Below are 21664 nucleotides of genomic sequence, written 5' to 3'. Positions count from 1 at the left end.
CGGTCAAAGCGCCACAGCAAGGGCGCCACAGCAAGGGCGCTACAGCAAGAGCGCCACAGCGGGACGGGCTACCGTTCGGGCGCGCCCAGGGCGGTCGCCAGTTCCGCTGCGGTCGTGACCGGCACATCGCAGACCGGGCCGCGGCACACGTAGGCCGCGTCCGCGCCGGCCACCCGGTCCCGGCCGACCAAAAGCGGCGAAGAGCCCGCTTCGCCGCCGACGACGATCGCTCCGCCGGGCGCTAGCCGGCGAGCGGCTGCCAACAGCGACGACCGCGACGCGTCGCACGAGACCACGATCTGCAGCGGTCCGCGCACTGCGGATTCGGCGACCGCCAGCCAATGCCCGGCTGATCGCGGCGCGCGCGCCAACAGCGGGGCATGCGCCCGCAGCGCATCGGCGGCCGCCTGCCGGTAACGCTCGGCGCGCTCACCCCCGACCAGGTGCGCGGCGATCAGCAGCGCCTCGGTGATCAACGACGCCCCGGACGGTGTCGCCCCGTCCAGCGGGTCGGCGGGCCGCACCATCAGCCGTTCGGCGTCGTCGGCGCTGTCGAACCATCGGCCGGGCCGATCCGGATCGGTGAAATGCGCCAGTGCGGTGTCGAGCAGCCCGGTCGCCGTCGCCAGCCAGGCGTCGGCGGGGCTCAGCTGATACAGCGTCAGCAACCCGGTGGCCAGCGCCCCGTAGTCCTCGAGAATCGCGGCGCTGTCGCCGACCACGCCGCCGAGGCTGGTGCGCCGCAGCCGGCCGTCGACGATGTGCAGGCTCACCAGCGCGCCTGCGCATCGCCGCGCCGCATCGGCCAACTCGGGGTCCTGCAAGGCAACGCTGGCCTCAGCCAGCGCCGTGATCGCCAGCCCGTTCCAGGCGGTGACGACTTTGTCGTCACGGCCGGGCTGAGGGCGGCGCGACCGCGCCGCCAGCATCGCGGCGCGGACCCGCTCGAACCGGACCGGGTCATCGGGATCGACAGGTAGCTGCAGCACCGATGCGCCGGCCTCGAATGTCCCCGACGAACTGACCGCGAAAACTTCAGCGGCCCAACGCGCATCGTCATCGCCGAGTACCTGGGTCAATTGCGCGGGAGTCCAGACATAGGTCGAGCCCTCACGCCCGTCGGCGTCGGCATCCAGCGACGAGACGAACATGTCGCCCTCGGCCAGCTCGTCGAGCAAAAACCGCGCGGTCTGCCGGGCAACCCGGTGCGCCAACCGGTTCCCGGTGCGCCGGGCCCAGTGCGCGTAACCGCGCAACAACAGCGCGTTGTCGTATAGCATTTTCTCGAAATGCGGTACCACCCACGAGTTGTCGACGCTGTAGCGGGCGAACCCGCCGGCCAGTTGGTCGTAGATTCCCCCGCGCGCCATCGCAGCGCAGGTCCGGGTGACCGCCCCCAGCGCTGCCCGTGACCCGGTGCGTTCATAGTGCCGCAGCAACGCCTCCAGCAACGCTGATGGGGGGAATTTCGGCGGTCCGCCGAATCCGCCTCGCGCCGTGTCCTCGTCGCGCAACACGGCGGCTACCGCGTGGTCGCAAAGCTCCGGCGCCACCTCCGGGGCTCCGGAAGGCAGTCCCGACGCCATCGACCGCAGCTCTGCCGCGATTCGCCCCGACGCTTCCTCGATCTCGGCGCGGCGATTTCGCCAGGCGTCGGTGATAGCCGAAAGTAGCTGCAGGAACGTCGCTTTCGGATAGTAGGTGCCGCAGAAGAACGGGCGCCCGTCTGGTGTGAGAAAACAGGTCATCGGCCAGCCGCCCTGCCCGGTGAGCGCGACGGTGGCATTCATGTAGATCGCGTCGATGTCCGGGCGCTCCTCGCGGTCGACTTTGATGCAGACAAACCCGGAGTTCATTGCGGCGGCTACCTCGTCGTCTTCGAATGACTCGTGAGCCATCACGTGACACCAGTGGCATGCCGCATAGCCAACGGACAGCAGGATCGGCACGTCGCGTTCGGCGGCTTCGGCCAGGGCTGCCGGGGTCCACTGCTGCCAGTGCACCGGATTGTCGGCGTGCTGGCGCAAGTACGGGCTCGCGGCTTGCGCAAGGGTATTGGCAGCGGGGCTCATCGCCGGTCAACCGTCTGGCTCACGGGATGAACCGTCGCGCTCGTCGGGAGCACGGTTCCCACCGGCGCGGTCGTCGTTTTCCGGGGTCTGCCCACCGGCCCCGGTGCCGGAGGGCTGATCCGGCTCGGGATTTTCTCGGTCGAACGATTCCGGGATCTTGCTCAATTGCCGGTTCATCGACCGGATCAAAAACACCGTGCCGAGCAAGAGCAACACGATGATCAGCAGCCCCAGCGGGCTGGCCTTGCCGAAATCGGGCCCGGTGTGGCGAGGCGGGCCGTCGGCTGGCCAGTCCGCAAGGACAGCTGCTGCGCCGCCAAGAATCACGGGTCGACCTCGATGCCGGTGAACAGATCGGTTTCGGGGAGCTTCACCACCACCCGCGAGCGCGCCAACTCGAACTCCTCGGTGGGCCACAGCCGCTGCTGCCAGGCAATCGGTGCCGCGAAGAACGCGCCTTCGGGATCGATCTGGGTGGCGTGCGCCCGCAGTGCCTCATCACGTTGGCTGAAATACGCCGAGCACTCCACCCGCGTCGTCACCCGGTCAGCCGAGACGTCGTGCTCGGGATCCCACTGGGCCAGCCATTGCCCGAATGGGCCCTCCCGGCCATGTTTGGCGAACTCGTCGTGCAGCAGCTGGATGCGTTGACGCAGAAAGCCGTGGTTGTAGTACAGCTTGGACACCGCCCATGCCGCGCCGGCGTCCGGGAAGCGATGCGGGTCTGCGGCGGCCTCATACGCGGCAACCGAAACCTGGTGGCAACGGATGTGGTCGGGATGCGGATAGCCGCCGTTTTCGTCGTAGGTGATCATCACATGCGGGCGAAACTCACGCACCACCCGCACCAGCGCCTCGGTCGCCACCTCGAGCGGCACCAGCGCGAACGAATCCTCCGGCAACGGGGGCGGCGGGTCGCCCTTGGGCAACCCGGAGTCGACGAAACCCAACCACCTGTGCTCGACACCGAGGATCTCGGCCGCCTTGGCCATTTCGTCGCGGCGGATCTCGGCGATGCGCCCGTGTACTTCGGGCAGATCCATCGCCGGGTTGAGGATCTCGCCGCGCTCGCCCCCGGTCAGCGTCACCACCAGCACGCGATGGCCCTCGTCGGCATACCGGGCAAGGGTAGCGGCGCCTTTGCTGGACTCGTCGTCCGGGTGGGCATGCACCGCCATCAACCGCAGTCCGTTCACATGCTTCCTGTCCGTCTGCTGTTCGACCGCCGGACCCATAGTTTCAGTTTTAATCGTTTCGTCCCGTTGACCAGGGTCAGCAACTCGGCGAGAATCCGCCGAACCGCCAAACCAGCGTGCAGTGACGACGATTGTAAAATCCGGCGCTCCGCCTGCGGCCACGGCGGCTGCGGCCTCGTCACCCTCGCGCTTGGGCTTGCGGACGCCCCGGCATTTAGGTAACAGCCGCCGCACATGCCTGAGCGCCTGAGCGCGTCAGCTAAGTACGTAAAAGACGCCGGGCCGCAAAGGCGTCAGACTTGAGGAGCCCGCGGTGGTAGCATTTGAGCGCACGGTTCCTCGCAGTGGAGCCGTGCTCTGCGTTAGCGGCAATATGCGGCCCCACCGGCCCTGCCTGGCAGCGAGACCACAGGTCAGCCCAGCGCGAATATCGTGGAACCAACGGCACAAGGAGCGCGACGAGATGACTGACACCAAGGTGACCTGGTTGACCCGGGAGGCACATCAGCGACTCAAGGCCGAGCTCGAGCAGTTGATCGCGAACCGTCCCGTTATTGCCGCGGAAATCAACGCCCGCCGCGAGGAGGGTGATCTGCGGGAAAACGGCGGATACCACGCCGCACGCGAGGAGCAGGGCCAGCAGGAGGCCCGCATTCGGCAGCTGCAGGATCTGCTCAACAACGCCAAGGTCGGTGAGGCCCCCACGCAGTCCGGCGTGGCGCTGCCCGGAACGGTAGTCACGGTCTACTACAACGACGACGAGTCGGACACCGAAACATTCCTCATTGCCACGCGCCAGGAAGGTATCAGCGACGGCAAGCTCGAGGTGTACTCGCCGAACTCACCGCTCGGCCGCGCGTTGATCGACGCCAAGGTGGGCGAGAGCCGCACCTACCAGGTGCCTAATGGCAACACCGTCAAGGTGACATTGGTCAGCGCAGAGCCGTACCGCGGATAGCCGGGGTGCGCTCGCTGACGCCGCCGCGCCAACACCCACTCCCCGGGGTCGCGGGGACATCGCGTCCGCTCGCTCACCTAACCCAGGGCCTGTTCGAGATCGGCTAACAGGTCGGCGACATCCTCGATGCCGACCGACAATCGCACCAGATCCTCGGGTACTTGCAACCGGGAGCCGGCCGTGGAGGCATGCGTCATGGCGGCCGGATATTCGATCAGCGATTCAACCCCACCCAACGACTCGGCCAGGATGAACACCGACGTGTTCGCGCACAGCGCCTCGGCGGCTTGCCGTCCGCCGCGCATCCGCGCGGACACCATGCCGCCGAAACCGCGCATCTGCCGCGCCGCGATCTGATGGCCCGGGTGGCTGGGCAGACCCGGATACAGCACGGTGCTGACCGAGCGGTGCCCGGAGAGGAATTCCGCGACCGCGGCGGCGTTTTCGCTATGCCGCTGCATCCGCAGCACCAGCGTCTTGAGGCCACGCATAGTCAGGTAGGCGTCAAAGGGACCGGGCACCGCCCCGGCCGAGTTTTGTAAAAAGCCAAACGCGGTGTCCAGCTCTTCGTCGTTGGTGATGAGCGCACCCCCGACCACGTCGGAGTGCCCACCGATGTACTTCGTGGTTGAGTGCAACACGACGTCGGCGCCGAGTGTCAACGGCTGCTGCAGCGCAGGCGACGCAAAGGTGTTGTCCACCAACACTTTCGCTGAGCTTTCCCGGCCGAGCTCGGCGATCGCCGCGATGTCGGCGATCGCCAGCAAGGGGTTGGTGGGTGTTTCCACCCAGATCAGCCCGGTTTGCGGCCGGAGTGCCGCCCGCAGCGCATCGAGATCGTAGAGCGGTACCGGCGTGTACTCGATATTCCACTGGGTGAACACCCTGTCGATCAGCCGGAACGTGCCGCCGTAGGCATCGTGGGGGATGATCACGTGGTCTCCAGGCCGCAGCATTGCCCGCAGAGCACAGTCCTCGGCTGCCATCCCGGAACTGAACGCCCTACCGAACGCGCCGTCCTCGACGGCGGCCAGCGCCGCCTCCAGCGCGGACCGAGTGGGGTTGGCGCTGCGAGCGTATTCGAATCCGCCTCGCAGCTTCCCGACGCCGTCTTGGGCGAAGGTGCTGCTGGTGTAAATCGGAGAGTTCACCGCTCCGGTTGACGGGTCCGGCCGGTAGCCGGCGTGGATGGCTCGGGTGGCCAACCCGGTAAACGTCCGGTTAGCCGCGCTGTGACATTCGCTCATCGCCGATCAGCCTAGTGAGGCGGATCGCGATGGCGTTGGGCGGGCGTGCGACGTGCTGCCGCGGCCATGCGGCTAATGGAGCTTGCGCCCGTGGGCGTCGGTGACCGCCCCGCTGAACATCATGATCGCGTCGACGAAAACCCACACGCCGACGCCGAACAGGATAAGAAACCCGACGCCGATCCCGATGATGGAGATCAGCAGCAGTAAGCCAAGGACCGTGAGGGCCAGCTGAACCCCGCCAATTGCGGTTGAGCCGATGTAAAAGCGCCCAACTCCGAACATGCCTACGAACAGCTGAAGGCAGCCGGCAGCGACCGCCGATTTGTCCGACAGCGGTTTCCCGGTCACCGGATCACGCCCGTATGGGGCTTCAGGGTCGACACCGTAGCCCCACCCGGGATAGGCCGGGTGCCCGGATGGCGACCCCGGATAGACGGGGTACCCGGATGGCGGCTGCCCGACGGGGCTCGGGTACCCGTAGGGTTGCGGTTGCCCGACGGGGTTCGGGTGCCCGGATGGCGGCTGCCCAACGGGGTTCGGGCACCCGTAGGGTTGCCACCATTCTGGCGGCCGGGCCGGTGGCTCTCCGGGTGGTGTCGACATGTTACCGACCTACTTTTCGCTTCTCGTTGGTTATTCCGCATCGTTTGTGCTGGATACGCTCGTCAGCAGCTAGCGGTCAGCGCCGGACAGGAAGGCAAACCGTCGACATGATCTTGTCGGCCAGGGTCTGCCGCTTCCGGTCCCAGAGCGGAAATAACAAACCGATGCCGAGGATGATTACGTCGACGAAATGCGCCAACTCGCGCACGACGGATGGCGCGAAGCCGATCGGCTGGCCGGTGTTCTCGCTAACCACCCTGAATTTCAACACCGACTTCCCGATACTTGAGCCGGTAGTCCCCTGGCGGTAACCGTAATTCCAGAGCAGGTAACCCGATGCCGCCACTACCGCCAGCCACAGTGCCGTCATACCCACCGGGGAAAACCCGGTGGCGCAGTACTGCGCGACATTAAACGGCGAGATATCGGTGATGCACGCCGTCTGCTGCGTGGCCGACAGCACCAGAAAGCCGCCGGCGATGATGATCACGTAAGGGACAGAATCGACGAGAAATGCCAGCACCCGCGTGAACCACGACACATAGCCCTCCGGTGGCAGGCCGCGCACCAGCGGTCCGGGCGCAGGCGGCACCGGTCCCCCGGCGGCGGGGGGCGGCGGAGGATAGCCGCCCACGGGCGGTGGCGGCAGGGGTGGGTTAGCGCCTCCGGGCGGCGGAGGAGCCGAGTGATCGCCAGGCAGCGGAGGCGGTTGCTCAGTCATCGCCACCTTCCACAAACGAAGGGTTCGGCCGCATCACACTACCTTGACGTCCTCCCCGCAGTGAAACTGCGGGGATTCCTCGTGCCGGCCGGCTGTCGCGATGGCCGCTCATGCGGCTAGCGCCGTGGGCTGGCCGGCGGTGGAGGTTCGCGCCGAGCGGCCCTGTCGCTTCGCGGTATTGGCTTGACGCCGGGCTTTGATGCGCGCCACGGACCTCCGCGAGGGCGGCTGCCTGCGGCCTCGCCGCTTGCGTGCTTGCGCACCACGGCTGGGCCTCGGCGGCTCGTCGACGTCCTGACGATGCAGCCAGCCAGTATTGGCTGCCTGCAAGTCCAGCCGGTCGAGACCATCGACCCCGGTGTGGACGTGTCGTCCCAGGTAGGGCAGCGGCCACGACCGCACAAGCGTCGGGGCGCCCTTGGCCCGCGCACGCGGTTTCCGCACCGGGTCGTCGGCCGGTGCCGCTGCCAAGCGGTAGGACTTAGCCACAGCGCAACCATAGAGGTGCCCACGGACACAAACGACGTATCGCCGCAACCGCCACAGCGTGTCGCTGCGGCACGCCCACCTCGTCGTCGTAACCACCTACCGACGCAAACTGTTCACCGATCCAATGCCCACCTGCGCCGAGCACCCCCTGCGCGCCGTGTGCGCCGAACTCGATGTCGAGTTGGTCGAGTTCAACGGCGGCGCCGACCACGTGCACGTGCTGGTCGCCCATCCGCCCACGCTAGCGATCTCGGCCCTGGCTCACCGCCTCAAAGGCCGCACCACCTACGCCGTTCATCGGGAATACACCGGCGCCTGTGTGCGCCCGCCTCCGCAGCCACCCGTGGTCCCCGTCGTATTTCGCCGTCTCCTGCGGCGGCGCACCCCTATCGATCATCACGCAATACATCGACGCCCAAGCCCGACCCCTCTAAGCGCGGGGCTACTCCCGGCGAAACACGAGATGGGCTCACCCTGCCATAAATGGCGAGGCTTGCGCCCAAGAATTCGGGTCACCGAGGAAGTCGGCTCCCGCGGAGCACCGCCGGTACCGGGGCGACGCCGACAGCCCGGTGACCACACCGCACCGGCGGCGGGAACGTCGGCCGTCGGTATTTGCTAGCCGAATTAATTTGCCGAATAGGCATCTGGCTATCGTCGTCGCGGACCCTCAGAGAGAAAGCCCAAAAGGTCGTGGCGGGTGATGACCCCAACCGGCTTGCCTTCCTCCACCACCATCAGTGCATCGCAATCCCGCAGCGCCTTGGCGGCCGCACCGACGAACTCGCCCGCTCCGATCATCGGCAGCGGCGGACTCATGTGCAGCCCGACGGCGTCGGCAAGCTGTGCGCGTCCCTCGAAGACCGCCGACAGCAGTTCGCGTTCGGACACACTTCCGGCGACCTCGCCGGCCATCACCGGCGGCTCCGCACCGACCACGGGCATTTGGGACACCCCGTACTCGCGCAGGATGCCGATCGCGTCTCGCACGGTCTCCGAGGGATGGGTGTGCACCAGGTCGGGCAGCTCACCGGATTTCCCGCGTAACACGTCACCGACCCGGGGCTGTTCGAGGGATCCGTCGAGCCTGCTACGCAAAAAGCCGTAGGAGGACATCCACGCGTCGTTGAAGATCTTCGACATATACCCACGCCCGCCGTCGGGAAGCAGGACGACGATCAACGCGCCAGCCCCGGCCCGCATGGCCACTTTCAACGCCGCCACCACCGCCATCCCACACGACCCGCCGACCAGCAGCGCCTCTTCGCGCGCCAACCGCCTGGTCATGTCGAATGAATCGGCATCCGACACCGCGATAATCTCGTCGGGCACGCTGGGGTCATAGGCCGCGGGCCAGAAATCCTCACCGACGCCTTCGACCAGGTACGGCCTGCCGCTGCCACCGGAATACACCGAGCCTTCAGGGTCCACGCCGATGACCCGAACCGCACCCCCGGAGACCTCTTTGAGGTAACGGCCGGTACCGGTGATCGTGCCTCCGGTGCCGATGCCGGCAACGAAATGCGTGACCTTGCCGTCGGTGTCGGCCCAGATCTCGGGGCCGGTGGTCTCGTAATGGCTCGCGGGCCCCGCCGGGTTGGAGTACTGATCCGGTTTCCAGGCGCCGGGGATCTCGGTGACCAGCCGGTTGGACACGCTGTAATAGCTGTCGGGATGCTCGGGCGGCACCGCGGTCGGGCACACCACCACCTCGGCGCCATAGGCGCGCAGCACGTTCTGCTTGTCTTCGCTGACCTTATCGGGGCAGACGAACACGCACTTGTAGCCCCGGCGCTGCGCAACCAGGGCCAGGCCGACACCCGTGTTGCCCGACGTGGGCTCGACGATCGTGCCGCCCGGCTTGAGCTGCCCGCTGGCCTCGGCTGCGTCGATCATCTTCACCGCGATCCGGTCCTTGCAGCTCAAGCCGGGGTTGAAGTACTCCACCTTGGCCACCACCGTGCCCGCCCCGGGGGGAACAACGGAAGTCAACCGGACCAGTGGGGTATTGCCGATGAGTTCACTGATGTGCTGCGCGATCCGCATACAGTTATCGTCTCAGGCCGCGTCACCGGAACTAGCCGGTGACCTCGCGGATGTACTCGCCAATTTGCCGCAGCGAGCGGGTCGCTTCTGGCACGATCGGCGCGGCGAGCTGGAAATCGTGAATCTGGCCAGGCCAGATTCGCACCTCGGCGGGAACACCGGCGGCCGCAAGTCGGCGGGCCGCCAACTGCGCATCGTGCAGCAGCACCTCGGACCCGGAAACATGGATCAACGTTCGTGGCAGGCCGGGTTCGATGTGATCCAGCGGCTCATAGAGCTCCTCGGGCTCGCCGTTGACGGTGTTCTCACCGGCGGCCCGGGCAACCAGCGCGACCAGCGCGTCAAAGGCCTTTGCCGAGAACATCGCGTCGGTCTTGATGTTGGGATGCGCCTGCTTAGCTTCCTTGGCCAGCTGCATCAGCGGTGAGATTGCCACCAGAGCGGCCGGTTCCTCGTCATCTCGTTGCAGTCGTTGTGCAAGTGCGAGCGCAAGATAGCCGCCCGCCGAATCGCCGGCCAGCACAATCTGCTCCGGCTCGTACCCGCGTAGCCGCAACCAGCGGTAGGCGTCGTGACAGTCATCGAGAGCTGCGCCGACCGAGTGCTTGGGGATCAGCCGGTAGTTGACCACCAGCACCGGCGAGTCGGCGAATTTCGACAGCGCGGTAACCACTCTGCTGTGCGAGTTGGCGCCACAGGTAAGAAAGGCGCCGCCGTGTAGGTAGAGCACCACCCTTCGGTTGCCATCGGCGGGCAGCACTCCCGGCGCGCGCACCAACTGCGCGGAGGCGTGCGGTAAACCTACCGTCGCCCGCAGGGCGACGGGAGCGGGCAGCAAGGCGCGGCACGCAACGTCGATGAGGCCAAACGGCCACGGCAGATGCGGAACTTGACTGCACACGGCCACAGCCGGCCGGATCGTCAGCCGCGAGGCAAGCCACACCAAGCGGGCAGCGAGGCTGGGCCCGGTCTCGATGACCTGGGCGGGAACGCCGCCGAGGGCAGAGCTGCGTCTTTGAAGGAAATCACGCGAACGAGCCCCGTTGCGGGGTAATCCCGATACCTTGCCGGTCACCTGGCCGGCTACCTGGCCGGTCACCTGGGCCGGTGCGCTCATGCTCAACACTTCCTACGCCGTTGTAGTCAGTCACGGGGTAGCAGAGCGCCTCGATCGCGAGGCGCTCAGCCAACCCCGCAAAGTTAGCTTGACACGTATAGAAATTTCAACAATCAAAGAGTCTGATTCGATACCACTTTCGGCCTGTTTCGTAATCGCCCCGCGGCGGCTGCCGGGCCAGCGGCCATGCACAGCCGACCTAAACTGGTTGCGTGGACATTCGTGTGCCACGGCGTTCGGTTATTGCGCTGGCCGCAGCGGGTGCACTCGCTTCCACGGGTACGGCGTGCGTCGGCGCACGCAACCTGCTGATCGGCCAAGCGATACGCGCGCGCAGCGCCATCCCCAAGGCCTGGGACGTCCCGCCTCGCGCTGACGGGGTATACACCCCGGGCGGCGGACCGGCGCAGCGCTGGCGGCGCGGGATGCCCGCCGACCTGCACTTGATGGTCTTCGGCGACTCGACAGCGACCGGGTACGGGTGCCGCGCCGCCGACGAAGTTCCCGGTGTGCTGATCGCCCGCGGACTTGCCGAACAGACCGGCAAACGCGTCCGATTGAGCACCAAGGCCATCGTCGGCGCCACCTCGAAAGGGTTATCCGGCCAGGTCGACGCGATGTTCGTGGCCGGACCGCCGCCGGACGCGGCGGTGATCATGATCGGCGCCAACGACATCACGGCGCTCAACGGTATCGGCGCGTCGGCGCGGCGGCTCGGTGCCGCAGTGCGGCGGCTGCGCTCCAGCGGAGCGGTGGTGGTCGTGGGAACCTGTCCGGATTTCGGGGTTATCACCGCGATCCCGCAGCCCTTGCGCTGGCTGGCTCGCACCCGCGGCCTACGTCTGGCCCGCGCGCAGGCCGCGGCTGTCAGGGCTGCCGGTGGGGTGCCGGTGCCGCTCGCGGATTTGCTGGCGCCGCAATTTCGGCATGCTCCCGAGCGGCTGTTGTCCGACGACCGCTATCACCCCTCGGCGGCCGGGTACGCGCTGGCCGCCGATCAGCTGCTGCCCGCGCTGTGTCATGCGCTGGGCCAGCCGACGAGCGGGCTGGTCGCCGAGCTGCCCGGTCGTCAGCGACTCGGCATCGTGTCGCGGCTGTGGCGCCGCTCGGCGACGGGGGTGCCTGCCCCCCTGGTCGCACCGGCCGGCGGGTAGCGGATAGATTCTGGCTAGATTCGGTCGGCCCACACCCATGCTGGGCCCAACCACGTGGAGGAGTCATTGTGCCGGACGCCGTCATCGTCTCAACCGCCCGCTCCCCGATTGGCCGCGCCGCCAAAGGATCGCTGGTAACCCTCCGGCCGGACGATCTGGCCGCGCAGATGGTGCGGGCCGCCTTAGACAAGGTGCCCGCGCTGAACCCGCGTGAGATCGACGACCTGATGATGGGCTGCGGCCTGCCGGGCGGTGAGTCGGGATTCAACATCGGCCGGGTGGTGGCCGTCATGCTCGGCTATGACTTCCTGCCGGGTACTACCGTCACCCGGTACTGCTCGTCGTCGCTGCAGACCACGCGCATGGCTTTTCACGCGATCAAAGCCGGTGAAGGCGACGTGTTCATCTCCGCCGGCGTGGAAACGGTGTCCCGATACGGCAAGGGCAACTCCGACTCGTGGCCGGACACCAAAAACCCGCTGTTCAATGAGGCGCAAGCGCGCTCGGCCGCGGCCGCCGAGGGTGCTGACGAATGGCATGATCCGCGCGCGGACGGAAAGCTCCCCGATATCTACATAGCGATGGGTCAGACCGCCGAGAACGTCGCGCTGCTCACCGGGATCAGCCGGGAAGAGCAGGACCGCTGGGGGGTGCGCAGCCAGAACCGCGCCGAGGAGGCGATCAAAAGCGGGTTCTTCGAGCGGGAAATCGTTCCGGTGACGCTGCCGGACGGCACCGTGGTGTGCACGGATGACGGGCCACGGCCCGGGACCACCTACGAAGTGGTCAGCCAGCTCAAACCGGCGTTCCGGCCGAACGGCACCGTGACCGCCGGCAACGCCTGCCCGCTCAACGACGGTGCCGCGGCGCTGGTGATCACCAGCGACCGGAAGGCTAAAGAACTCGGCCTGACCCCGCTGGCCCGTATCGTGTCGACGGGCGTGAGCGGCCTGTCACCGGAGATCATGGGCCTGGGGCCGATTGAAGCCACAAAGAAGGCGCTCGCCTACGCCGGCATGTCGATCGGCGATATCGATCTGTTCGAGATCAACGAGGCGTTCGCGGTGCAAGTGCTTGCCTCCGCGCGCGAGCTGGGCATTGATGAAGACAAGCTGAACGTCTCCGGAGGGGCGATCGCTTTGGGCCATCCGTTCGGGATGACCGGCGCGCGCATCACCGCCACACTGCTGAACAACCTGCAGACCTACGACAAAACGCTCGGACTGGAAACGATGTGTGTGGGCGGCGGCCAGGGCATGGCGATGGTGATCGAGCGGCTCTCCTAGCCGGCCTGCCGCTATCTTGCCGCGAGAGTGCAACTAGCGACGCCGTTTTCGGCGTGTCGGGTAACTGGTTGCACTCTCGGTGAGCCGCGACCGCCACCGGAAAAGGCCGGCACGCTCTCCGGCGCGCCGGCCTTACGCCGCGATGCTGGGCGCGCTGCTAATCGCGCTGGAAGTAACTGAGCAGGCGCAGGATCTCGATGTAGAGCCACACCAGCGTCACGGTCAGACCGAGGGCGATCCCCCACGCCGCCTTCTCGGGCGCCCCGGCGCGGATCATCTGGTCGGCCGCGTCGAAGTCGATCAGGAAGCTGAATGCCGCCAAGCCGATGCACACCAGCGAGAAAACGATCGCCAACGGGCCGCCGCTACGCAGGCCCAACCCCGCGCCGTGGTCGACACCGAACATGCCCAGCACCAGATTGCCGATCATCAGGGCCAGCACACCGAACAGGCCGGCGACGACCATTCGGGTGAACTTGGGCGTCACGCGGATGGCCCCGGTTTTGTACACGACGAGCATGCCGGCGAACACGCCGAGGGTGCCTAAGATGGCCTGCCCGATGAGAACCCCGGCATTGGTGGCGGACACCGCGATGTTGGCCAGGACAAACGAGATAGCGCCGAGGAAAAGCCCTTCCAACGCGGCGTAGCTGAGCACCAGCGCGGGGCTGTCCTGCTTACGCCCCATGGTGGCAATCAGCACCAGCCCCAGGCCACCGAACCCGCCGATCATGGTCAGCGGCATCGCCAGCGCCGCATTGGCCGCCACCATGAAATACGAGACCACCGCGGCCGCCGACAACACCGCCAGCGTTACACCGGTCTTGGTGACGACGTCGTCGATGGTCAGCGGACGAGCGACCGTGGCCTCGCGGTACGGAGCGTAGGGGTCGGCCTGGTAGCCCGTGTACATCTGCTGGCTCGCGGTCATGCCGCTGCCGAACTGCGCGTATCCGCCCCGCTGCCGTGGCAGTGAGCGAAATACCGGGTTGCTTGTCTCCCGCACCGTCGGTTCCTCTCCTGTGATGTAGCTCGAGCCGTGCGAACACCCCATCAACGATCGGGCGGCCGGCCGGGTTCCCGGTTGAAAGTCCGCGTGCCGACACCACCCGGATCGCCGCCGAAACAACGCCTTACCCGCCACCCTACCCCCCGGCACCGCACCGCGACCAACGATCTAGATTGCTGGTCAAGTCCTGGCCAGCATTCGACCATAGATTCGGCAAGGGGAGACTACGGGCATGACGGGCGAATCCGATGAGATCCTGACCCGCGTCGACGAGGGTGTCGGCTTTGTGACGCTAAACCGCCCCAAGGCGATCAATTCGTTGACCCACAACATGGTGACCACGCTCAGCGCGGTGCTGACCCGGTGGGAAAAAGACGAAGCAATTCGCACGGTGGTGCTCAGCGGTGCCGGAGAACGTGGACTGTGCGCCGGGGGCGACGTGGTGATGATCTACCACAGCGCCCGCGGTGACGGCGTCGACGCACGACGGTTCTGGCGGGACGAGTACCTGCTCAACGCTCAGATTGGTCGCTTTGCCAAGCCGTACGTGTCGTTGATGGACGGCATCGTGATGGGCGGTGGTGTCGGCGTGGGCGCACACGCCAACACCCGGGTGGTGACCGATACCACCAAGATGGCGATGCCCGAGGTCGGCATCGGGTTCATCCCCGACGTCGGTGGCACATACCTGCTGTCGCGGGCGCCGGGGGCGTTGGGCTTGCACGCGGCGCTGACCGGAGCGCCATTCTCCGGTGCCGACGCCATCGCGCTCGGCTTCGCCGACCACTATGTGCCGCACGAGAACCTCGATAAGCTCACCCGGGCGATCGTCACCGACGGCATCCACGGCGCACTGTCGGGCCACGCCATCGAACCGCCACCGAGCACCCTTGCCGCACAACAAGACTGGATCGACGAGTGCTACGCGGGTGACACTGTTGCCGACATCGTCGACGCCCTGCGGCGACACCGTGCTCGAGCGGCTCATGAAGCGGCCGACCTGATCGCGAGCCGCTCCCCGATCGCGCTGTCGGTGACGTTGGCAGCGGTGCGCCGGGCCGCCAAGCTCGACACACTGGAAGATGTTCTGAGGCAAGAATATCGGGTATCGTGCGCATCACTGCGCTCCCATGACCTGGTGGAGGGCATCCGCGCCCAGATTGTCGACAAAGATCGCAATCCAACCTGGTCACCCGCGACGCTAGACGCGGTCCGTACGGCCGACGTCGAGGCCTATTTCACGCCGGTCGACGACGACCTGACATTCTAGGAAGGCAGCCATGGCTTACGAAACCATTGTGGTCGAACGTGACGAGCGGGTCGGCATCATCACGCTGAACCGTCCGCAGGCCCTGAACGCGCTCAACACTCAGATGATGAACGAAGTCACCAGCGCCGCAACCGAATTCGATAACGATGCGGGCATCGGAGCGATCATCATCACCGGCTCGGCGAAGGCGTTCGCCGCCGGCGCCGACATCAAGGAGATGGCCGGCCTGACGTTCGCCGACGTGTTCGGCTCCGACTACTTCGCCGCCTGGGGCAAGCTGGCGGCGGTGCGCACCCCGACGATCGCCGCGGTAGCCGGACATGCGCTAGGCGGCGGCTGCGAGCTGGCGATGATGTGCGACGTGCTAATCGCCGCGGATACCGCGAAATTCGGTCAGCCCGAGATCAAACTGGGGGTGCTGCCCGGTATGGGCGGCTCGCAGCGGCTGACCCGCGCCATCGGCAAGGCCAAGGCCATGGACCTCATCTTGACCGGACGCACCATCGACGCCGCCGAGGCCGAGCGCAGCGGCCTGGTGTCGCGGGTGGTGCCGGCCGACAACCTGCTGACCGAGGCCAAGGCGGTCGCCAAGACCATCTCCGAAATGTCGCTATCGGCGGCCCGGATGGCCAAAGAGGCCGTCAACCGGGCCTTCGAATCCACCTTGAGCGAAGGGCTCCTTTATGAACGCCGGCTATTTCATTCGGCGTTCGCGACCGAGGACCAGTCCGAGGGAATGACGGCGTTTATCGAAAAACGCCCGCCGCATTTCACCCACCGCTGAGGGCCCGGGACGCCTGGCGCCACAGCAGCACCGGCCGGCCGTCGGCCACGGCTGGGGCTTGTGGCCGGGCCGGGGCGCGCTGGAGACGGCTTCGATGCGCCCCGAGGACGCTGACCAGGCCGCTTCCACCCGGCGCGCACAATGGCTTTATGGGCAGCTTTGTGGGCGAGCCATTGCCCGGACGCGGCGTATTGCGGCTCAACGCCGGTCGGGTGGGCCGGCCCGCGCCGACCCGGGTGGCGCTGGCACTGGGCAGCGGCGGTGCTCGCGGGTACGCCCACATCGGGGTGATAACCGAGCTCCGTGAGCGCGGCTACCGCATAGTCGGGATCGCCGGTTCCTCGATGGGCGCGTTGGTCGGTGGCCTGTACGCGGCGGGGAAACTCGACGAGTTCAGCGAGTGGGCGCGGTCGTTGACGCAGCGGGCGATCCTGCGGCTCCTCGACCCCTCCATCACAGCGGCGGGGGTGCTGCGCGCCGAAAAAATCCTGGACGCGGTGCACGACATTCTCGGCACGGTCACCATCGAGCGCTTACCGATCCCGTTCACCGCGGTGGCGACCGATCTTTTGGCCGGCAAGTCGGTCTGGCTGCAACGCGGCCGGCTCGATGAGGCCATCCGGGCTTCGATTGCGATCCCCGGAGTGATCGCCCCCTACGCGACCGACGGACGCCTGCTCGCCGACGGCGGAATCCTCGACCCATTGCCGATGGCGCCCATCGCGGCCGCCGGCGCGGCGCTCACCATCGCGGTCAGCCTGGGCGGCACCGAAACCCACGGCAGCCGCGATACAGAGCCCAAAGCCACCTCGGAGTGGCTAAACCGCATGGTGCGCAGCACTTCTGCTCTTTTTGACATCAGTGCCGCCCGGTCACTGCTGGACCGACCGACGGCGCGGGCAATGCTACAGCGGTTCGGCGCGTCGAATTCAGAATCCGACGGTGCGCCCGCTCCCGCGTACGTGGGGCAGCCGGCCGGCGACGTCGAAGAAGCCGAGGTGCCTAAGCTGGGCACCTTCGAGGTGATGAACCGCACCATCGACATCGCCCAGGCCGCACTGGCGCGTCATACGCTGGCCGCCTACCCGCCCGATGTGCTGATCGAGATCCCGCGTTCGACATGCCGCAGCCTGGATTTTCACCGCGCGGCAGAGGTGATCGCCGCGGGCCGGATGCTGGCCGCGCGTGCCCTGGACACACTGGAAACCGGGACGGAAGAGGCTGCACCGACCGCGCTCGAAACTTAGGCGCCCGGAACCGCCAATGCGGCGGTGCGGCGGTGAGGCGCCGCATCCGGGCCGGGCCGGTGGCCGACCCGAAGGCTCGTGCGCCCGAAGGCTCGTGCGGTTGTCATCGTCGCGCTCAGTCACGCACCTCGATCACCTGATAGCGGTTCTGGGCGTAACGCGAGCGGATGGTCTTCTTGTCGTACTTGCCGACGCTGGTGCGGGGAATCTCGTCTACGAATGTCCATCGCTCCGGCAGCCACCACCGAGCGACCTTATCGGCCAGAAAGCGTCGCAGCTGATCGGCGGCGACCGACGCGCCTTCCCGGACGACGACGGCGGCCAGCGGGCGTTCCTGCCAGCGCTCGTCGGGAACCCCGACCACGGCGGCCTCGACCACGTCCGGATGTGCTACCAGCCAATTCTCCAGCTCGACCGACGAGATCCACTCACCGCCGGACTTGATCACGTCTTTGGCGCGGTCGGTCAGCGTGATGAAACCGTACTCGTCGATGCGGCCTACATCACCGGTGCGCAACCATCCCGATTTGAACTTGGACTCATCGTGCCCCTTGTAGTAGGACCCGGTGACCCACGGGCCGCGAACCTCCAACTCGCCAACGGCAACCCCGTCATTCGGCAGCACGTTGTCGTCGTCGTCGACAATCCGGGCCTCCACGCCGCACACCGGCCGGCCCTGGGTGGCGCGGAATGCCCAGTGCTGGTCTTCCGGGGTTCCCGGCGGCGGCCACGCGATGGCGGCCAGCGGCGACGTTTCGGTCATCCCCCACGCCTGGCGGATCTGGACGCCGTGCTTCTCCTCGAAGGCGCGCATCAGCGACACCGGAACCGCCGAGCCTCCGCAGGCAACCGACCGCAGCGACGAGAGGTCATGGCCCGGATCCTTATCCAGATAGTGCAGCACATCGTTCCAGATGGTGGGCACCGCACCCGCCACGGTGGGCCGCAGATTCTCGATCAACGCAACCAGTGATCTGGCGTCCAGGTGGCGGTCGGGGAGCACCAGGTCCGCGCCCGCCATCAACGCCGCATACGGCAGTCCCCACGCGTTGGCATGGAACATCGGCACCACCGGCAGCACGCGGTCACTGCAGCCAATCCCGATACCGTTTGCGGTGCAGGCCGCCATGGCGTGCAGATAGCTCGAACGATGACTATAGACCACCCCTTTGGGGTGGCCGGTGGTTCCGCTGGTGTAGCACATCGCCGCCGCGGAATCCTCGTCGATCTGCGGCCAGGCGAACTCCGTGGGCTCGCCCTCGATGGCTTCGGCGTAGCGCAGCACCGCCTTGCCCGACTCGCGCAGCGGCGCCGGGTCTCCCTCCCCGACCGCGATCACGGTGCGCACGGTGTCCATCCGGGGCAAGATCGGCGCAAGCAGGGCGGCCAGCGAGGTATCGACGAGGACCACCTGGTCTTCGGCCTCGTTGGCGACGTAGGCGATCTGGTCGGGGAACAGCCGGATGTTGAGGGTGTGCAGGACCGCGCCCATCGCCGGCACCGCCAGATATGCCGTCAGGTGTCCGGTGTTGTTCCACATGAACGTGGCGACGCGCTCGTCCCCGGTGATACCGATGCGGCGCAACGCGTGCGCCAACTGCGCCACTTGCTGGCCCAGCTCCCGGTAGCTACAGGAGCGGTAGCCGTCACCGGTCGCGGTGGTGACCGTGCGCTCCCCGTGGACGCCGGTGGCGTATTTGAGGATGGCTGTGATCGTCAACGGGTGGCTCTGCATGGTGCTGTGCATCGGTGGACCGCCTTAAGTTCTTAGCGCAGGATCGCCTCGACGTTCGTGAGGCGAATGCTAACCCCACCGACGGCTGCCGCTGGTGCTTCCCCCGAGAACCCGCAGTCAACCGCCAAGAAGCGAATGGCCTGACCACCTGCTCTGGCCTACCATCTCGTCGCGTCCGGCCCCGCGTGGGCGGGGTCTTAGGGATGCTTCGCGAGCACCGGATGGTCGGGTGTCTGCGCCATGGCCGGTACCAACCACCGGTGTGGTTGGCCTGGGTACCGATGCGCCGTCGTCCCTACTGGACCACAACTGGCGTCGTTACCCGGCCAGTCACGGAGATTAAGCGCGGCGTTGCGATCGCGGTCGACGACCTCACCAGTGCGCGGACACACCAGCAAGTTGTCGATGCGTCCTTTGCCGATCAGCCGGCACGGGCTGCCGTCGGGTGTGGTGCAGCCGTGATGGATCTGGCTGGACGGCAACCACCGATCCGCCACCGTCAACACTGTGCCGTAACGGGTGGTCTTGTCGGCCAGCATCGGCCTGATCACACCCATCGCCGCAGCAGAGACGGCGCGCCGGTAGGCGCGTCGTCGCATCCTGCGTTTCATCGCGGCCACGTGGAGGTCGTCGATCACGATGTGGCCATAACCGCTTGCCAGCTCGGTGGTGAGCTGATGGGCGGCTTCTCGCCGCAGGTACACGCATCGGCGGTCTAGGCGGGACAGCTTGGCTTTCGCTGCCCGGTGCCCGCGCGATCCGGGAATGCGGCGAGAAAGTTCACGTCCGGCCCGCCGCCGCGCAGCAAGCGTGGCTTTCAACGGAGCCGGATTTGGATACTCGACAACAGTTTCAGCGCCGGTGGCGGTGTCGAGGGTGGCCACGGTGGCCAACGTGCGCACCCCAAGATCCACCCCGGCGACCGTGGTCGGCCCGACCACCGTCGGCGCGGTGGCCGGGGTGCGCAGTGCGTAGCTGATCGAGACGAACAACCGGCCCCAGCGCTGCGAGAGCGTCATGTTCACAATGCGGGCGCGGCCAGAAGCGACATGCCGTTGCACCCGGCGGGTGTTCTCCTTAGCGCGCCGATCACCGGCACGGTGATGCTGCGACGGTCGGCTTCTACCCGCATCGTTCCGGTGGTGAACCGCACCCGCCCCGGGTCGCGGCGCGCGGATTTGAACCGCGGAACCCCTACCCGGCGGCCCCGCCTGGTGCCGTTGCGGCTGGCCGACCAGTTCTCCAGCGCCCGCGCCAGATCCGCCAGCCCTAAGGAGTAGGCCTCCTTGGAATTGTCCGCCCACCACGGCGCCACCTCATCCTCGGCGCGGTTCCACGCCCAGCGCAGCGACCCCAGATCCCAACCCACCGACTCACGGCCCGAATCAACAGCTTTCGCGTCCAGGTCAGCTTTCACCTGGGCCAGGCCCCAGTTGAACGCCTTGCGGCGAGCGCCGAAATGCGAACGCACCAACCCCGCCCGCTCCGGGTCGGAGGGCCACCGCACCTCGAACTTCGCTGCCGTCACCGCCCAGCCGGTCGGCAACGGCGCACCCGGGCAGCCCATCTGGGCGAAACCCTCGGCGTCACCGCCATCAAGGCCGAACAGCACCAACACCGACTCCACCGCCGCCCGGTGCACCCCGAAATCGTCACCCACATCGACATACCGCGACAACCCCGGTTTCCCATCGGGTTTCGGCTTACCAGCCAGATGCGCCCCGCCGGTGGCCGCGGCCACCTTCGCGGCCTGCGCCCGGGTGCGCATCCCGACGATCATGCCGCCTGGCCCGGTCCCTGTTTGGTGGCCGTCACCGCGCGCATCGCCCGGTTACGCGCCCCGCGCCGCCCATACAGCCGGGCGCACATCGATGTGAGGACTTCGATCATGTCGCGCACCAGATCATCGGTGGTCTCGCCGGGGTCGGCCACCACGATCCGCCGGCCCTGCGCAGCCAACGCCGCCTCCAGATGCTCCACCCCGAAGCGGGCCAACCGGTCGCGATGCTCCACAACAATGACCTTCGCATCCGGGCCCGACAAGATCCGGCGTAACTTCGGGCGTTTGCCATTCACACCCGGCCCCACCTCCACAACGACCTGCCCCACCGCCAAATCCTGCTCGGTCACCCACGCCGTCAACCGGGCCACCTGGCGATCCAAATCGGCGCGCTGATCATGACTGGACACCCGAGCATAGATCACCACACCACAGCCGCGCCCCCGCCGGCCGGCGCCGTGCGCACCAAAATCAGCCGACCCACCCGCTCCGCAGGCACTGGCAGCGTTCCCTCCCGAAACCAGCGATACACCGTATGCCGGTTCACCCCAACCGATTCAGCCCAATCCGCCAGATTCACAACACCGACTCAAACACACTTACGCACACTTAATTACACTCAACACGCAACAGCTCGCAACCCCACGGAAGGCTGGCGCAGACCAGCGAAACTCACGGCCACTCCATTCCCAGCCGCCTTGAGCTTGCAGAACCTCCGCCACGTGACGCCACGACTCACCGATCCATTGGTAGCCAGGGGCGCAGGGCCCACAATTCAGGCCCATTTCCTCATCCCCGTGCCATCCGCTGGTCCAGGCCAACGTGCGGGAACGCACCACCGACTCAGGCCACGTAAACTCGGCCAAGTTAACTCAATTGTTCGTTACGCTCTCATTATTTCATCTATGTGACGACCTCGGGTCGAGATTGTTACGCAGCGACTAGAC

At 66.9% G+C, this 21664-nt stretch carries 18 protein-coding genes and 3 pseudogenes; 8 read left to right on the top strand and 13 right to left on the bottom strand.

What is annotated here, in order from left to right; genetic code table 11:
• Nucleotides 1-68: 68 nt before the first annotated feature.
• The 3 genes from MSM1_RS13120 to mca are packed head-to-tail and all read right to left on the bottom strand — an operon-like array spanning nt 69 to nt 3268.
• Complete coding sequence (locus MSM1_RS13120) at nt 69-2072, bottom strand: thioredoxin domain-containing protein (protein WP_213442749.1); 2004 nt, start codon at nt 2070-2072, stop codon at nt 69-71.
• Nucleotides 2073-2078: 6 nt separating this feature from the next.
• The gene (locus MSM1_RS13115) at nt 2079-2396 is read right to left on the bottom strand and encodes a hypothetical protein (protein ID WP_213442994.1); all 318 of its coding nucleotides are present in this window, start codon (nt 2394-2396) and stop codon (nt 2079-2081) included.
• Nucleotides 2396-3268: a mycothiol conjugate amidase Mca gene (gene mca / locus MSM1_RS13110; RefSeq protein ID WP_213442992.1), complete on the bottom strand. Its 873-nt coding sequence runs from the start codon at nt 3266-3268 to the stop codon at nt 2396-2398. Before mca ends, MSM1_RS13115 begins: the two co-directional genes overlap by 1 nt.
• Before the next feature lie 463 nt (nt 3269-3731).
• Between mca and greA the strand changes: the two genes are divergently transcribed.
• Nucleotides 3732-4226: a transcription elongation factor GreA gene (gene greA / locus MSM1_RS13105; RefSeq protein ID WP_213442747.1), complete on the top strand. Its 495-nt coding sequence runs from the start codon at nt 3732-3734 to the stop codon at nt 4224-4226.
• A gap of 77 nt (nt 4227-4303) precedes the next feature.
• Here the strand turns inward: greA and MSM1_RS13100 are convergent, their stop codons facing one another.
• From MSM1_RS13100 to MSM1_RS13085, 4 genes are all read right to left on the bottom strand, one after another.
• Nucleotides 4304-5473 carry a cystathionine gamma-synthase gene (locus MSM1_RS13100; protein ID WP_213442745.1) on the bottom strand — a complete coding sequence of 390 codons (1170 nt, stop codon included), beginning with the start codon at nt 5471-5473 and terminating at the stop codon, nt 4304-4306.
• Nucleotides 5474-5545: 72 nt separating this feature from the next.
• On the bottom strand, nt 5546-5824 hold the full coding sequence (locus tag MSM1_RS22735; protein WP_307857380.1) for an NINE protein: 279 nt from the start codon (nt 5822-5824) through the stop codon (nt 5546-5548).
• A gap of 331 nt (nt 5825-6155) precedes the next feature.
• The gene (locus MSM1_RS13090; RefSeq protein ID WP_213442741.1) at nt 6156-6800 is read right to left on the bottom strand and encodes an RDD family protein; all 645 of its coding nucleotides are present in this window, start codon (nt 6798-6800) and stop codon (nt 6156-6158) included.
• A gap of 108 nt (nt 6801-6908) precedes the next feature.
• Complete coding sequence (locus MSM1_RS13085) at nt 6909-7289, bottom strand: hypothetical protein (protein WP_213442739.1); 381 nt, start codon at nt 7287-7289, stop codon at nt 6909-6911.
• Nucleotides 7290-7347: 58 nt separating this feature from the next.
• On the opposite strand from MSM1_RS13085, the pseudogene MSM1_RS22985 reads away from it, so the two are divergent.
• Both MSM1_RS22985 and MSM1_RS22980 read left to right on the top strand, forming a co-directional pair.
• Nucleotides 7348-7539 (top strand): annotated as a pseudogene (locus MSM1_RS22985) (transposase); the annotation flags it as partial.
• 67 nt (nt 7540-7606) lie between these two features.
• Entirely contained in the window at nt 7607-7723 is a 117-nt protein-coding gene (locus MSM1_RS22980; RefSeq protein WP_374101723.1) for a transposase, read from the top strand.
• Between the two features lie 217 nt (nt 7724-7940).
• Here MSM1_RS22980 and MSM1_RS13075 read toward each other — a convergent pair whose 3' ends face one another.
• Both MSM1_RS13075 and MSM1_RS13070 read right to left on the bottom strand, forming a co-directional pair.
• Entirely contained in the window at nt 7941-9335 is a 1395-nt protein-coding gene (locus MSM1_RS13075) for a cystathionine beta-synthase (RefSeq protein WP_213442737.1), read from the bottom strand.
• A gap of 31 nt (nt 9336-9366) precedes the next feature.
• Entirely contained in the window at nt 9367-10452 is a 1086-nt protein-coding gene (locus tag MSM1_RS13070; protein WP_213442735.1) for an alpha/beta hydrolase, read from the bottom strand.
• Between the two features lie 224 nt (nt 10453-10676).
• Here MSM1_RS13070 and MSM1_RS13065 point away from each other — a divergent pair, with 224 nt between their 5' ends.
• Both MSM1_RS13065 and MSM1_RS13060 read left to right on the top strand, forming a co-directional pair.
• Nucleotides 10677-11606 (top strand): SGNH/GDSL hydrolase family protein, encoded by a 930-nt coding sequence (locus tag MSM1_RS13065; RefSeq protein ID WP_307857392.1) that lies wholly within the window; start codon nt 10677-10679, stop codon nt 11604-11606.
• Between the two features lie 68 nt (nt 11607-11674).
• Nucleotides 11675-12892, top strand: a complete 1218-nt coding sequence (locus MSM1_RS13060) for an acetyl-CoA C-acetyltransferase (protein WP_213442730.1) — start codon at nt 11675-11677, stop codon at nt 12890-12892.
• 157 nt (nt 12893-13049) lie between these two features.
• On the opposite strand, the gene MSM1_RS13055 is transcribed toward MSM1_RS13060, so the two are convergent.
• A complete protein-coding gene (locus MSM1_RS13055) occupies nt 13050-13898 on the bottom strand; it encodes a Bax inhibitor-1/YccA family protein (RefSeq protein WP_213442728.1) in 849 nt (282 codons plus the stop codon).
• A gap of 235 nt (nt 13899-14133) precedes the next feature.
• Here MSM1_RS13055 and MSM1_RS13050 point away from each other — a divergent pair, with 235 nt between their 5' ends.
• From MSM1_RS13050 to MSM1_RS13040, 3 genes are all read left to right on the top strand, one after another.
• Nucleotides 14134-15171, top strand: coding sequence for an enoyl-CoA hydratase/isomerase family protein (locus MSM1_RS13050; protein WP_213442726.1), 1038 nt, complete (start codon nt 14134-14136; stop codon nt 15169-15171).
• 10 nt (nt 15172-15181) lie between these two features.
• A complete protein-coding gene (locus MSM1_RS13045; protein ID WP_213442724.1) occupies nt 15182-15955 on the top strand; it encodes an enoyl-CoA hydratase in 774 nt (257 codons plus the stop codon).
• A 236-nt stretch (nt 15956-16191) separates the two neighbouring features.
• Nucleotides 16192-17202 carry a patatin-like phospholipase family protein gene (locus tag MSM1_RS13040; protein ID WP_307857391.1) on the top strand — a complete coding sequence of 337 codons (1011 nt, stop codon included), beginning with the start codon at nt 16192-16194 and terminating at the stop codon, nt 17200-17202.
• A 115-nt stretch (nt 17203-17317) separates the two neighbouring features.
• Here the strand turns inward: MSM1_RS13040 and MSM1_RS13035 are convergent, their stop codons facing one another.
• The 3 genes and pseudogenes from MSM1_RS13035 to MSM1_RS13025 form a co-directional block, all read right to left on the bottom strand.
• Nucleotides 17318-18949, bottom strand: a complete 1632-nt coding sequence (locus MSM1_RS13035) for a fatty acid--CoA ligase (protein ID WP_213442720.1) — start codon at nt 18947-18949, stop codon at nt 17318-17320.
• A 105-nt stretch (nt 18950-19054) separates the two neighbouring features.
• Nucleotides 19055-20717, bottom strand: a pseudogene (tnpB, locus tag MSM1_RS13030) (IS607 family element RNA-guided endonuclease TnpB).
• A pseudogene (locus tag MSM1_RS13025) lies at nt 20714-21297 on the bottom strand (IS607 family transposase). Before MSM1_RS13025 ends, tnpB begins: the two co-directional pseudogenes overlap by 4 nt.
• Nucleotides 21298-21664: the final 367 nt, after the last annotated feature.

It is taken from the genome of Mycobacterium sp. SM1, assembly GCF_018361265.1.
Taxonomy (GTDB): domain Bacteria; phylum Actinomycetota; class Actinomycetes; order Mycobacteriales; family Mycobacteriaceae; genus Mycobacterium.
Note: the sequence above shows the minus strand (reverse complement) of the source record. Positions and strands in the feature narration are given on the sequence as shown.